This window comes from Streptococcus suis (assembly GCF_046032535.1).
In the GTDB taxonomy this organism is placed as follows: domain Bacteria; phylum Bacillota; class Bacilli; order Lactobacillales; family Streptococcaceae; genus Streptococcus; species Streptococcus suis_AK.
In genome coordinates this window covers 144,492-158,833 of the sequence record NZ_JARQPL010000002.1, presented here as the reverse complement: position 1 = coordinate 158,833, position 14,342 = coordinate 144,492, and the positions used below count along the sequence as shown (strand labels likewise).

The 14,342-nt window shown below is 41.1% G+C and carries 11 protein-coding genes; 9 read left to right on the top strand and 2 right to left on the bottom strand.

Annotation, left to right across the window (positions count from 1 at the left end; translation table 11 throughout):
• Window positions 1-237 precede the first annotated feature (237 nt).
• The 6 genes from P7J58_RS01670 to P7J58_RS01645 all read left to right on the top strand — a co-directional run bounded on the left by P7J58_RS01670 (window position 238) and on the right by P7J58_RS01645 (window position 6,039).
• Window positions 238-933, top strand: a complete 696-nt coding sequence (locus P7J58_RS01670; RefSeq protein ID WP_408555377.1) for a cytochrome c biogenesis CcdA family protein — start codon at window positions 238-240, stop codon at window positions 931-933.
• Window positions 934-951: 18 nt separating this feature from the next.
• The gene (locus P7J58_RS01665) at window positions 952-1,524 is read left to right on the top strand and encodes a TlpA family protein disulfide reductase (RefSeq protein WP_408555378.1); all 573 of its coding nucleotides are present in this window, start codon (window positions 952-954) and stop codon (window positions 1,522-1,524) included.
• A 310-nt stretch (window positions 1,525-1,834) separates the two neighbouring features.
• The gene (gene rpsD / locus P7J58_RS01660) at window positions 1,835-2,446 is read left to right on the top strand and encodes a 30S ribosomal protein S4 (protein ID WP_002938227.1); all 612 of its coding nucleotides are present in this window, start codon (window positions 1,835-1,837) and stop codon (window positions 2,444-2,446) included.
• A gap of 65 nt (window positions 2,447-2,511) precedes the next feature.
• Window positions 2,512-2,961 (top strand): thiol reductase thioredoxin, encoded by a 450-nt coding sequence (locus P7J58_RS01655; RefSeq protein ID WP_044759664.1) that lies wholly within the window; start codon window positions 2,512-2,514, stop codon window positions 2,959-2,961.
• Window positions 2,962-3,090: 129 nt separating this feature from the next.
• Window positions 3,091-4,608 (top strand): flavocytochrome c, encoded by a 1,518-nt coding sequence (locus P7J58_RS01650; RefSeq protein ID WP_408555379.1) that lies wholly within the window; start codon window positions 3,091-3,093, stop codon window positions 4,606-4,608.
• An 84-nt stretch (window positions 4,609-4,692) separates the two neighbouring features.
• Window positions 4,693-6,039, top strand: coding sequence for a metallophosphoesterase (locus P7J58_RS01645; protein WP_408555380.1), 1,347 nt, complete (start codon window positions 4,693-4,695; stop codon window positions 6,037-6,039).
• Window positions 6,040-6,077: 38 nt separating this feature from the next.
• Here the strand turns inward: P7J58_RS01645 and P7J58_RS01640 are convergent, their stop codons facing one another.
• Window positions 6,078-7,385, bottom strand: a complete 1,308-nt coding sequence (locus P7J58_RS01640; protein ID WP_105146666.1) for a GHKL domain-containing protein — start codon at window positions 7,383-7,385, stop codon at window positions 6,078-6,080.
• Window positions 7,382-8,095: a LytR/AlgR family response regulator transcription factor gene (locus P7J58_RS01635; protein WP_105146665.1), complete on the bottom strand. Its 714-nt coding sequence runs from the start codon at window positions 8,093-8,095 to the stop codon at window positions 7,382-7,384. The genes P7J58_RS01640 and P7J58_RS01635 overlap by 4 nt, the downstream gene beginning before the upstream one ends.
• A gap of 238 nt (window positions 8,096-8,333) precedes the next feature.
• On the opposite strand from P7J58_RS01635, the gene P7J58_RS01630 reads away from it, so the two are divergent.
• The 3 genes from P7J58_RS01630 to P7J58_RS01620 all read left to right on the top strand — a co-directional run bounded on the left by P7J58_RS01630 (window position 8,334) and on the right by P7J58_RS01620 (window position 14,310).
• Window positions 8,334-11,243 carry a glycoside hydrolase family 3 protein gene (locus P7J58_RS01630; RefSeq protein ID WP_105146664.1) on the top strand — a complete coding sequence of 970 codons (2,910 nt, stop codon included), beginning with the start codon at window positions 8,334-8,336 and terminating at the stop codon, window positions 11,241-11,243.
• A 38-nt stretch (window positions 11,244-11,281) separates the two neighbouring features.
• Window positions 11,282-11,761 carry a GtrA family protein gene (locus P7J58_RS01625; protein WP_105146663.1) on the top strand — a complete coding sequence of 160 codons (480 nt, stop codon included), beginning with the start codon at window positions 11,282-11,284 and terminating at the stop codon, window positions 11,759-11,761.
• Window positions 11,762-11,910: 149 nt separating this feature from the next.
• Window positions 11,911-14,310 carry a glycoside hydrolase family 3 C-terminal domain-containing protein gene (locus P7J58_RS01620; RefSeq protein ID WP_408555484.1) on the top strand — a complete coding sequence of 800 codons (2,400 nt, stop codon included), beginning with the start codon at window positions 11,911-11,913 and terminating at the stop codon, window positions 14,308-14,310.
• Window positions 14,311-14,342 lie beyond the last annotated feature (32 nt).

Here is a 14,342-nt window from a genome sequence, read left to right as displayed (position 1 = left end):
GAAAAGTGTGGTAAAATGAAACATATAAGACCTCCAATTGAGTGTGGTAATTCCTGTTAGAAGTTGATTGTTTTTTTATTCTAGTGTACAGGTAAATCCACGAATTCTCAACTGGGGGTCTTTACATATTGTCTATAACAAAACGATATATTGACTAAGGTAAAGCGGTGTGTTACAATATTAGTACATAAAAACGTTTTCAATACTGTCTTTTGAGCTAGATAGAAAGGAGTTTATATGGAATTTCAATGGTTTACAGTTCTGGCTCTGTTTGCAGAAGGGCTCTTGTCTTTCTTATCACCCTGTGTTCTGCCCATTCTCCCTATCTACATTGGTTTGTTGGCAGGTGGAGCTGAGGGGAAAGAGGGAGAGAAGAAGGTTCTCGTCAATACGCTAAGTTTTGTAGTTGGGATTGCTCTGACCTTCTTCTTATTGGGTTTTGCTTCTAGTTTGCTGAGCAGGGTCTTACAAGCAAATGCTCAATTCTTGCAGATTATTAGTGGTCTATTGATTGTTCTGATGGGAATTTTGCAGTTGGGTTGGTTCAATATTCCCATGTTAGAGCGTGAATTTTCTGCTAAAAATAAGGTGTACCAAGCAGGAAAACAGGTTACTCCATTTCTAGCTTTCCTGATGGGTTTTACCTTTAGTTTTTCTTGGACTCCATGTATAGGACCTATTCTGGCATCTGTTTTTATTTATGCTAGCAGTCAGCAGGGTTGGTTGAGCGGTATCTTGCTGTTGGTCTATTGTCTTGGCTTTATTCTTCCCTTTATTTTGGTTGCCTTCTTTTCTCAGAAAATGTTGGCCTTCTTCAAGAACAATCGGCACTATTTGGCTTGGACTAAGCGTATTTCAGGCTATTTATTGCTCTTGATAGGGTTGAGTATTTTAACAGGTTTCTTCCAACATCTTGTGCGTTTTTTCCAGTAGGATAGAAAGGATTTATTTATGAAAAAGTTGGTATCAATTGTCGTTTGCTTACTTGTTTCTTGCTTTGTTTTGACTGCCTGTTCCCTTTTACCATTGGTCAGTCCGTCTTCTACTGAGTCGACTTTACAGGTCAATCAACCAGTCACGCTAGATTTTTCCCTAAAGGATAAGGATGGAAATGATGTCAATCTGGCGGATTACAAGGGGAAAAAGATTTACATCAATGTTTGGGCAACCTATTGTGGTCCTTGTCAGAGGGAAATTCCTGAATTGGAGGAAGTTTATCAAGAGTACAAGGATAAGGAAGATTATGTTTTCTTGTCTATCACGTCACCTAAGGATGCTGAGTTTGCGAATACCAATCCTGCGGATGTGAGCAAGGCTGAAATTTTGGAGAAGGCCAGTGAGTTAGGAGCGACCTATCCAGTCTTGTTTGATACTAAAGATCAGGCGATGACACATTTTGGTATTGCTGCTTTTCCGACACATATCCTTATCAATAGTGATGGAACCCTCAAGGTTTCTTTTGCAGGACAGGTTCAAAAGGATAAGCTGGTTGAATTATTGGAAGAAATGGAAGAAATGCAATAAGAACGATGAAAAAGGCTTTACAGAGCCTTTTTTTTGTGCTATACTGATATTTGTGTGAAATAACAGCAGGGCAAAATGAAGCTCGTCAACAGAAGGTCAGCAAGAAGAGTAATCGTTGCTGTTTCGATGAAGGCCTCCTGCACGAATCAGGTTTGCTTAAAACGTTATTTCCTACAGACAAGTCTTTTTGTTTCCTTTTAGTAGTTGGCAAGGAGGTGCAGGCTATACTGAGGTATGCCAAGCCGACTTAACGACGTAATAAAAGAGAAACGAAATGACGGAAATTTTTATTTTTAGGAGGACATAACACATGTCACGTTATACAGGACCATCTTGGAAACAAGCTCGTCGTCTTGGCTTGTCATTGACAGGTACAGGTAAAGAATTGGCACGTCGTAACTACGTACCAGGTCAACACGGACCAAACAACCGTTCTAAATTGTCAGAATACGGTTTGCAATTGGCTGAGAAACAAAAATTGCGTTTCTCTTACGGTTTGGGTGAAAAACAATTCCGTAACTTGTTCGTACAAGCTACTAAAATCAAACAAGGTACTCTTGGTTTCAACTTCATGCTTCTTTTAGAGCGTCGTTTGGACAACGTTGTTTACCGTCTTGGTTTGGCAACTACTCGTCGTCAAGCACGTCAATTCGTAAACCACGGTCACATCCTTGTTGACGGCAAACGCGTTGACATCCCTTCATACCGCGTTGAAGTTGGTCAAGTGATCTCAGTTCGTGAGAAGTCAATCAAAGTTCCAGCTATCCTTGAAGCTGTTGAAGCAACTCTTGGACGTCCAGCTTTCGTATCATTCGATGCTGAAAAGCTTGAAGGTTCATTGACTCGCTTGCCAGAACGCGACGAAATCAACCCAGAAATCAACGAAGCTCTTGTCGTAGAATTCTACAATAAAATGCTCTAAGATTTGTATTGATATTTTAAAAGCCCTATTTACAAGGGCTTTTTGTCTGTATTTTAGGAGGGATTATGTGGCGTAAGTATTTTTTGCTAGTGCTAATAGCTATTTTGGTCGTAGGTGGGGCCTTCTTTCTATCTCAATCAGCGACTACGCCAAATGAATCAGACTATGTGAAGGCTGTAAAGAGTTACCAGACTATTTCGATAGATGAAGTGGAGCAAAAGGTCCAAGACGAGGAAGAATTTATATTATACATAGGTCGTGAGACATGCCCTTATTGTCGTGATTTTGTTCCGAAATTAACAGAGGCAGTAGAGCAATCACGTGCGACTATCTACTATTTGGATAGCGAGTCGGATCCGAATGGAAAAATACAACAATTTCGACAGAGTCAAGGTCTTGCTACGGTTCCTAGCTTAACCTATTATAAATCGGGTAAATTATCTGGAATACTTCGTAAAGGGAGTCAGGCAACAATTTCCGAAATAGCAAGCTTTTTAGCTCTTCAAGGGTGGTAAATAATTTTTATTAATGTATGATTTGAATTCTATGCATTTATATTATTGTGAAAAATGTTTCAAAACAGATTGAAAAACATTTCACAATCTTGTATAATACTAATATCAGATAAAAATTGGAGGTTTATCATGAAAAAGAAAGCTTGGTTAGGCTTATTATTGAGTCTACTTGCTGTTGTGTTTTTAGTGGCATGTGGAGGCAAGTCTGAAAAGACAGCTACATCTTCATCATCTACGACCTCTTCTTCATCAGAAGAAGCTGTTTCAGGTGCATCTGAGAAAGTTTATACAGATCCATCTGAGTTGAAAGATAGCTACGATGTTATCGTTGTTGGTTCAGGTGGTGCAGGTATGTCGGCAGCTATCTCAGCTAAAGATGCTGGTGCTAGTGTTGTTTTGTTAGAGAAAATGCCTGTTATCGGTGGTAATACGGCTAAATCATCAGCTGGTATGAATGCTTCACAAACCAAATTCCAAGAAGCGGAAGGTATTGCTGATTCAAACGATAAATTCTATGAAGAAACACTTAAAGGTGGTAAAGGAACAAATGATCCGGAATTACTTCGTTACCTTGTAGATAACTCAGCTGGTGCAATTGACTGGTTGGATGGAATGGGGATCACTCTTAGCAACCTAACTACAACTGGTGGTATGAGCGAGAAACGTACCCACCGTCCTGCAGATGGTTCAGCTGTTGGTGGCTACTTGGTAAATGGTCTTTACCACAATCTTGTTGAACGTGAAGTACCAATTTTTGTCAATGCAGATGTTACAAAACTCCAAGACAAGGATGGAGCTGTGACAGGTGTTGAAGTGAAGATTGCTGGTGAAACTAAGAAAATCTCAGCTAAAGCAGTTGTATTGGCGACTGGTGGTTTCGGTGCAGATTTGGAAATGGTTGCTAAATTAAACCCAGCATTGAAAGGTTATGTTACAACTAACCAAGAAGGCTCAACAGGTGACGGTATTGCGCTTGCTGAATCAGAAGGTGCAGCAACTGTTGATATGGAACAAATCCAAATTCACCCAAGTGTTGAGCAAGAAACTTCTTACTTGATTACAGAAGCAGTTCGTGGCGAAGGTGCTATCCTTGTCAACTCAAAAGGTGAGCGTTTTGTTAACGAATTGGAAACTCGTGATAAAGTTTCTGCGGCTATCAATAGCTTAGAGCCAAACTATGCTTATGTTATCTTTGATGATGCCTTGAAAGATCGTGTGAAAGCTATTGCTCAATACGAAGAAAAAGGACTTGTAAAAACGGGTGCTACACTTGCAGATTTGGCTAAAGAAATTGACCTACCTGCGGATACACTTCAAACGACACTTGATACTTGGAATAAGGCTGTAGCAGATAAGAATGATGCGGCATTTGGTCGTACATCAGGTATGGACCATGCTTTGAATACTGGTTCTTACCATGCGATTAAAGTTGCACCTGGTGTTCACCATACAATGGGTGGTGTGAAAATCAATACCAATACTGAAGTATTGAAAACAGATGGTTCAGCAATTTCTGGTCTTTATGCTGCTGGTGAAGTAACTGGTGGTGTTCATGGTCAAAACCGTATTGGTGGTAATGCTGTAGCAGATATCATCGTATTTGGTCGTCAGGCTGGTGAACAGGCAGCAGGATTTGCTAAGAAATAAATTGTAGATACAAGAGGCTCGGCAGAAAGAAGGCGAGTCTCTTTTTCTTGTCCCTCTATCTCTAAGATGATATACTTTTAAGGTATGAAGAAGAAAATAGTATTATTGTTAGGAGCTATTGCAGTCATTGTTTTGATTTGGTCTGCTATTGCTGGTCAGCGTCAGCAATCCTATGCCGAGGCTGAATTAAGAGACCAGGATAAAATCTGGATTATCACTGATTTGCATTATTTATCACAGGATTTATTTGATGATGGAGAGGCTTTTTCCTATATAGAAAAAACAGCTGCTGGCAAGGATTTACGTTATGGAAAAGAGCGGATGGAGGCTTTGGTTGAGCAGGTTGAGCGTGAACATCCTTCCTTGTTACTAGTCAGTGGGGATTTGACTCTAAACGGTGAAAAGCAGAGCATGGTTGAATTAGCTCAGTATTTTACAGAGATTGAAGAACAAGGAACTGAGGTTTTGGTGATTCCTGGCAACCATGATATTGCCAGTGGCTGGGCTAGGGTCTTTAAGGGAGACCAGCAGATAGTGACGGATCAGGTCACCGCTCAGCAATTTGCAGAGCTATTTGCAAATCACGGTTATCAACAAGCTAGCAGTCGTGACAAAGCCTCATTGAGCTACCTGGCTAAACCATTTTCCAATGCTTGGTTTCTGATGATAGACAGCAACATCTACTCTGACGGCTACGGAAAAGGAGCTCCTCCAACCAATGGAAGTATCAAAAAAGAGACCCTAGAATGGATAGAAGTTCAGCTTCAGGCAGCAAAGGAAGCTGGAGTGAGCCTGATACCTGTTGTCCATCACAATGTCTTGCAACAGCATGCTATGCTGACAAAAGGGTACACTTTGGATAATGCTGCCGATTTGAAGGCTTTACTTAATCAGTATGGGATTCAATTTGGTTTTTCAGGGCACACTCATTCTCAGAATATTGTTAAGGAAGACTTGGGACAAGTTAGCTATACTGAAGTGGTCAATGGAGCATTTTCTATTTATCCAGCTATTATCGGCCAATTGAGCCTTGATGATACAAGTATTCACTATCAAAAAACTCAACTTGATATGGCTTCGTGGACAGAAAAGCACCAACCTAGTGATCCAAATTTGCAGGATCACGTTACCTACTTACAAACTGTCTTTGATCATACCAGTGACATCATGGTGCACAATATGTTAAACGATGAAGGTTGGTATGACGGCGAGACGGCAGATGCTATTTCACAATTTATCATGCCGGCCAACCGTGCTTATTTTTCAGGAGAAAAACTAGATCAGACTTGGCTTGATGACACAGTATTTCCAAGCCAGGCTTATCAGAGCTTGCAAGCAGTGTCACCGAGAAGTTTCTTAGCTGACTATCTTGATGTGATTATAAAACGGAGCCAAAGTCGAGATGTAGAGCAAGTAACGGTTTCTAAATGATAAATAGAAAGAAAATCCCGCCTTTAAACGGGATTTTTCTATGCTTGTAAAGGGAGAATGATTTTTAGTTGAACCCAATTATCTTCCTTGCTAAGTGTGAGACTGCCACCGTATTTATTGGCAACATACTCCATACTCTTAAGACCGAATCCGTGGTAGTCCTTATTTGTTTTTGACGTTTCTGGGAGCTGTCCTGTGGATAAGTCAAGTGAAGAAGTATCGTAGTTGTCTAATCGGATGATGAGAAATTGCTGATGGCTGGCAACCTTTAAAGTAATCAAGCGTTGTTCAGGATTGTCTATTTTTTCCACAGCCTCGATGGCATTGTCAATGGCATTTCCAAATAGAGCTGAAATATCCATTACATCCATAAAATGGAGAGGTTCTCCCTGAACAATACAGGTAAAGTTAATACCGTTTTGCAAACAGTAATAATTTTTCTGGCTAAGAATGGTATCTAGAACGGGATTTCCTGTTTCAATCTTGGCATCAAGGGTCTGGATCACCTCGCTCATTTCTTCTAGGTATTGTTCCTTTTTGGTTTTATCCGATTCTTGTTGGATGATGGTCAGTTGATGCTTTAAATCATGGACCTTACGGTCAAGAATCTCACTGTTTTCACGATAGGCTTGGTATTGCTTATATTGAAGTTGAAAGATATTATTGATAGAAGTCAATTCCTGCCGTAAATAGCGATCGTATTGTTGAGATTCTTGGGTGAATAGGAGTAGAAGACCAGAGAGATTGACGGTTGTCCGAAGAATGAAGATGCTGGTCGAATCTTGAAATTGGCGCGTGCCAGAGAGGATGAAACCAATATTACTGAGAACAAAGATAGATAAGGTTGTAAAGACGGCTACAGTAACATCTCGCTGCTCAATGAATTTATCCAATTCTTCTAAGCGAACTTTTTTATCTTGTAGATAGATGAGCCAGTAAGAAAGTAGAGAAGTTATCAACAGAAATAGCCCCTGTGTCCACAAGTTATCCACAGGTTGTTGATAAATCGTCAAACAGTAGAGATGCCAAGTAATGGAGGCTACTAATTCGGCAATGATAAAGGCTTTTGCTGTCAAATAGAGACTAGTCCTCTTGTGGATAACTCCAAGCAATCGAATGGAAACAAACATCCAAGCGATATTGGTGCCCATTCCTACAGTCCAAAAAAGCAAAGGGAGTTTGCCAGCTACAAGTTGAAGTAAGATTTGTATGAGAAAAATCAGGAGGATACGTACCTGTTTGCGTGCCCATTTTTCAGACAAAACAAGTGAGGAACATACCAGTAGGCAGGCCAAGCTTTCTGTTAGTGCAGTATAGAAACGTGGAATATCAGGGAAATTGATCATAGTAGGCTATCTCCGATGAAGTTGGTTAGAGCTGTCATAAATTCTCTTTTCCTTGGGCGGCTAATTGGCAAGGCTGTATTTGTGACGTAAACTAGGCTACCTTCCACTTTTTGAACATGGGAAAGATTGATGATATAAGCTGAATGGGCTCGTACAAACACTTTACTGTCTAACATGGCTTCGAGATTCTTGAGACTATTATGGGTAATCGTTAGGCCACCGTCAACTGTGTAGATGTAAACCTGATGTCCTTGACTTTCTAGGTAAACAATATCTTCTTGATAGAGTTTTACGGTGGACTGCTTGCTTTTTATATATAAACTTTGTTTCTCTTGGCTATCGGGTAATTTTCTAAGAATTTTTTTAAAATGTTCCTCAAAGACAAAAGAACTCAGTGGCTTGAGCAGAAAATCAATAGCTTCAACTGAATACCCTTGAATCGCTACGTGAGAATGATTGGTCACAAATACTAATAGAACTTCTTTGTCCACAGACCGAATTTTTTGAGCGGTGGTCATCCCGTCCATAATTTCCATCTCAACATCTAGGTAAATCAGGTCAAATTGTTTTTGATAGTCACTAGTGATATGGAGACCGTCATTAAAACAGCTGATTTCCACTGCAATCCCAGCTTTTTGGCAGTAGGTTTTGATGCAGTTGGACAATCTATCTTGCTCAATTTTTTGATCTTCTACAATCGCGATTTTCATAAAGCACCCCTTTTATTTTCTATCAGTATATCAAAATTAAAATGAAATTGTTAGCTATATTTTAGAAAATCAAATGATAAAATAGCAAGAGTAGGATTATTCTTGTAAATTTACAAATTATGAAGGTTAAATGACAGATTATGAAGAAAGGGTTTTCATTGAGTATGTTAATTGATATAGTGGATTCAAGAAAAAGAAAAGGCTTACATGAAAGCCGAAACATTTAGGAGGAAGTCTTATGAAGGCTTGGAAAAAGAAAGGGGCTCTCTTGAGCCTAGCAGGAGCTCTGCTATCAGGAAAAACAGTCTATGCAGATAGCTATCCAAGTAGCTATCAATCATGGGATGCGGTCGGGATTGTAAAAACAGTATTTATCTGTTCTGCTGTAGTTGTCCTTGGCCTATTGGGATTTGCGATTTATCGCGTAGTGAAGGAAAAATCCCTCTCTAGCAAGAAGAAAAAGTTGGGCTTTAGCCTCTTGGCTCTCTTGAGTATCATTATCGTTGGAGCTAACTATGCTGTCAATATGTTTGTCAATGTGATTGACACATATTTTGCTCCATCTTATGCAGATGCTGCTAAAATTGCTGATGCAGAAGAAGTTTCTAAGTCCTTGGTAACGACCATTCAAGAAGAAGGTACTGTCTTGCTTGAAAACAAGAATAAGACCCTACCACTTGAAAAATCATCCAAGGTCAATGTCTTTGGTATTTCTTCTGTAGCCATTACTTACGGTGGATCTGGTTCAGGTGCGGCAGATGAGTCCAAAAACATCAATCTGCAACAAGGTCTTGAAAATGCAGGTTTTGAAGTCAACAGCGAATTGACAGACTTCTACACAGAAAACCTTCCAGAAAAAGAAGGGACAAATATTTTCTCCCTCAATGGTGGAGATTACAATATCTACGAGCCAACTCAAGATAAATACTCAGAGGAACTGCTAGCAAATGCTAAGAACTTCTCTGATACAGCCTTAGTAGTTATTTCCCGTAATGGTGGTGAAGGGGCGGACCTTCCACAAAACATGGCAGAATACCAACAAGGTGACAAGGATAAGCACTACCTTGAACTCCAAGAAGTTGAAAAAGCTATGTTGAAAACTGTAACCGAAAACTTTGATAAGGTTGTTGTCTTAGTCAACTCTTCAAATGCTATGGAGCTTGGATTCTTGGAAGATGCAGGTGTCGATGCAGCTCTATGGATTGGTGGTCCTGGCTCAACCGGCTTGACTGGTGTAGCCAATATCTTGGCAGGGGAGGTCAACCCATCTGGTCGCTTGGTCGATACCTACGCTTACGACTTGGAAAGCAATCCAACCTACTGGAATACAGGTGACTTCTCTTATACAAATATTACTTATGAAGATACTCCATGGGGAGCAAAAGAGCCTCAGACCTTTAACTACAAATTTGTTAACTACCAAGAAGGCATCTATCTAGGATATCGTTACTATGAAACTCGCTTTATTGACAATGCGACTGGTCAAGTAGATGAGGCAGCCTACGATGCAACAGTGCAATATCCATTTGGCTACGGTTTGAGCTATACAAAATTTGACCAAGAAATCACCAGCATGAAAGAAAATGGTGACAAGATTGAGGTCAATGTCAAGGTAACCAACACTGGTGATGTGGCTGGTAAAGAAGTTGCACAAGTTTATTACACTGCTCCATATACAGAAGGTGGTGTTGAGAAATCACACGTTGTTTTAGCTGGATTTGATAAGACTGAAGTCCTTGACCCAGGTCAGAGCGAAGAAATGACCATTTCCTTCGACCGTGATGATATGGCATCTTACGACGAAAAGACTGAAAAAGCCTATGTCTTGGATGAAGGTGACTACCAAATCAAACTCATGAATAACGCTCATGATGTTTTGGATTCAGAAACCTACACTGTTGACAGTAAGGAAGTCTTGAAGCAACGTTCATCTGACAAGGCTGAGGTAACCAATGCCTTTGAATATGCTGTTGGTGATGTTAACTATGTAGCCCGTGCGGACTGGGAAAGTACTTTGCCAACTGAACGTACAAAAGATAAAGAGGCTAGTGAGCAAATTGCTGCTGAGGTTGATCGCTCGAACTTCCGCATTGACGAATCTTCAGAAACACCGATTGATACTGTGACAACAGAAGACAATGGACTTCGTTTGGTTGATTTGATTGGTGCAGACTATGATGATGAGCGTTGGGAACGACTAGTTGCTCAAATGTCTGTTGATGAAATGGTCAACTTGGTTGGCTTTGGTGGTTATGCAACAGGAGCAGTCAAATCAATCGATAAACCAGCTGTTGTTGACTTGGATGGACCTGCTGGTATCAACGGTATCTTCCAAGGTATCAAAGGTATTCAATACAACTCAGAGGTTGTCGTTGCTTCTACTTGGAACACAGACTTGGCAGAAGAAATGGGTGATGCTTTTGCCAAAGAGGCCTTGGCACACGGTATCGTTGGTCTATATGCACCAGCAGTTAACATCCACCGTTCACCATTCTCAGGTCGTAACTTCGAGTACTACTCAGAAGATCCGCTGATTTCAGGTAAAATGGCAAGTTCTCTTGTAGCAAAAGCTCTTGAAAATGGCGTCTATACCTTTACCAAACACTTTGCCCTTAATGACCAAGAAGATAACCGTGATGGCGTTGCAACCTGGTCAAATGAACAGGCAATTCGTGAAATTTACTTGAAAGCCTTTGAAATTCCTGTCAAAGAAGGCGGAGCAACTGCTATTATGTCTTCCTTCAACCGTATCGGTACCCTTTGGGCAGGGGGTAATAGCGACCTCTTGAATACTGTCCTTCGTGACGAGTGGGGCTTCAAAGGGATGGTGATCACAGACTTTGCAGGTAAGGATTACATGAGTCCAGACCAGGCTATCCGCAATGGCGGTGACCTCATGTTGACACCTATGGGAAGCCTCCCTACAGCAGCCTCAACAGGTACAGAAGAAGGTGTTGCAGCCCTTCGTCAGGCAAGCAAAAATATCTTGTACACCGTTGCTCATTCTGCAGCCTTTGACATCTATAAACCAAAAACAAAATGGTGGATTGTAGCTTTAGTAGCAAGCAATATTGCCCTTATCGGCTTGACAGATCTTGGACTCGTTAAGTTGACAGGTAAGAAAAAAGAAGAAAAAGAAGTAGCATAACAAGGGGGCCTTCCCCCTTGTCTTGCATAGGAGACCGTATGAAAGAATGGATTGCCAAACACCCAGATTTGTGGGAGTTTATCAAGTTTAATGTCTTATCAAACATCGCAACCATTACAAACTTCTGCGTCCTTTGGTTGTCAACCAATTTCCTCTTTACAGCCCTGTCAAGTCAGTCATTTGATTGGTTTATCTTTCACTATTCCGTAGAAAATGGCGGTTTGAACGGCTTTCTCTCCTTCCTCTTGGCTTATGTAGCGGCGCAGGTTGTCAACTATATCGTCCAAAGGAAGTTGGTATTCGGAGCAGAAAACGATATATCCAAAACCCTCCATTGGTATATCTTGACTGTTGTAGTTGCAGGAATTTTGTCCATCGTGCTACCGCCTTACACCACTCAACTCTTTACATTATGGGGCTTGAGTTTGGGTTGGGCACAGACAGCGGCCAACTGGGTCAATATTTTCGTTCAAGTGGCTGTCAACTATCCAATGATGAAGTTTGTAATCATGAAATAAGAAGTGATGAACACGATCTCCCTGGTATTTCTAGGGAGATTTTTCATAGCAGATTATGCCTAAAATCGTACAGATTATGAAGAAAGCGTTTTAATTGCTTGTGTAGTCTGATATGATAATGGTAAATAAATATGAATGAGGAACAGGAAATGAAGCATCAAGAGATTATTAATCGTTTAACGTTGGAAGAAAAAGCTGCACTCATGTCAGGAAAATCTGTTTGGGAAACAAAGGATTACCCTGAAAAAGGAATTCCATCTATCTTTTTGTCTGATGGACCACATGGAATTCGCAAGCAAGAAGGTGAAGGAGATCACTTAGGGCTGAACGCTTCTGTTCCTGCCACCTGCTTCCCAACAGCTGCTACCTTAGCAAATTCTTGGGATGTGGATCTGGTTGAGCGTGTCGGACAGGGTCTCGGCGCAGAAGCAAATAGCTTGGGTGTCAATGTCATTTTGGGGCCGGGGCTTAATATTAAGCGCAGTCCCTTATGTGGTCGAAACTTTGAGTATTATTCAGAAGATCCATATCAAGCGGGAAAACTGGCGGCCGCAATGATTCGGGGAATGCAGTCGCAAGGTGTTGCGGCAACGCCTAAGCATTTTGCTGTAAACAGTCAGGAATTGCGCCGTATGGCTTCAGACTCCATTGTAGATGAGCGCACGCTGAGAGAGCTCTATCTGACAGGATTTGAGATTGCGGTGCGTGAAGGAAATCCAAAGGCAATCATGTCTGCCTATAACAAAATAAACGGCGTCTATGCTAATGAAGACAAGCGTCTCTTGCGTGACATTCTTCGTGATGAATGGGGCTTTACAGGCTTTGTTGTATCGGATTGGGGTGGCTCCAATGACCATGTTCTCGGTGTTGAAAATGGTAGTCATTTGGAAATGCCAGGTACTAAAAAGGTCGGTCAAAAGGAAATTATTGACGCTGTTCAGTCAGGTCGTCTATCCGAGCAAGTATTGAATGAGCGCGTGGATGAGCTACTTGATGTGGTTTTAGAGTTGGCCAATGCTGAAAAACAAGCTGTAGATTATTCTGAACAACATGAATTGGCCCGTCAGGCTGCCACTGAGAGCATTGTGCTATTAAAAAATAAGGATCAGATCTTGCCCTTATCTAGGGGGACAAAAATAGCCCTCATCGGAGAATTTGCCCAAAATCCTCGCTATCAGGGAGCAGGTTCTTCTTTAATCAATACAAGACAATTAGATAAAACAGTGGGTTGCATCGCAGATTATCCATTAAATGTCATTGGTTACGAACAAGGCTATCAACGTGTAGATAAAGAAGACAGGGTGTTAGTTGACAGGGCTGTCAATCTTGCAAACCAAGCGGAACTTGTTCTTTACTATATGGGGTTAGATGAAATGAGTGAAAGTGAGGGCTTGGATCGCCATCATATAAGTCTCCCTAAAAATCAGTTATCCTTACTGAATACCTTGGTAGGGACAGGTAAAAAAATCGTTGTTGTCCTATCAGCAGGCTCAGTTGTGGATATGAATTGGGATGTGGATGCAGATGCGGTTCTTCACGGCTATCTATCAGGAGAAGCTGGTGCCAGAGCTATGTTAGATACCTTGACAGGACGTGTCAACCCATCAGGAAAACTAAGCGAAACCTATCCTATTAATCTTGCAGATGTTCCATCTTCGGATGACTATCCAGCGGAAGGCGATTTTGCCCTCTATAAGGAAGCTCTCTATGTAGGCTACCGTTACTTTACAAGCCTTGACAAGACTGTCAAGTATCCCTTTGGCTATGGATTATCCTACACAGACTTTTCTTACAGTCAATTGGATGTGACCGAATTAGGAGTCACAGTCACTATTACAAATATTGGTCTGGTTGATGGTGCTGAAATTGTCCAATTGTACGTAGGCAAAGAAGATAGTCAGATTTACCGCCCTGCAAAGGAGTTAAAAGGCTTTAAAAAAGTATATGTAAAAGCAGGCGAGTCCAAACAGATTTTTATTCCTTTTGAGGACTATACGTTCCGTTATTTTAATAAAGAGACAGGCCAATTTGAAGTAGAGGCTGGAAATTATCTCTTGCATGTAGGTGCAAGTAGTCAGGATATTCGCTTAGTTGGCGAGATTACCCAAGAAGGCACTATAGACCAATTTCCTGCTTCAGAACAGATTCCGACTTATCTGACAGCCCAAGTGCAGGCCGTCTCATCGCAGGATTTTGCACAATTGCTTGGACGTCCAGTTCCAGAAGAAACCTGGAAAATTGGTCAAGAACTGAGCCTGAACGATCCAGTTTTGAAACTCCAATTTGCTAAGAGTGGGTTGGCACGTGGCGTGCATAAACTATTGGCTAGCTTACTGAAAAAAGCAGAGCAGAAAGGGACTCCTGACTTGAACCTGCTGTTCCTTTATAATATGCCATTTAGGGCTATGGCTAAGATGACAGGTGACATGCTCGATTTACCGATGGTGGAAGGGATTCTAACCATTGTCAATGGCCATTTTTTCAAGGGCCTAGGCCAACTATGGAGAGCCTATCAAGCAAAAAGAAAATATCAAAAGCAACTTTCCTGAAAATGTGATAAAATAGTAACAAATTGTGTCAA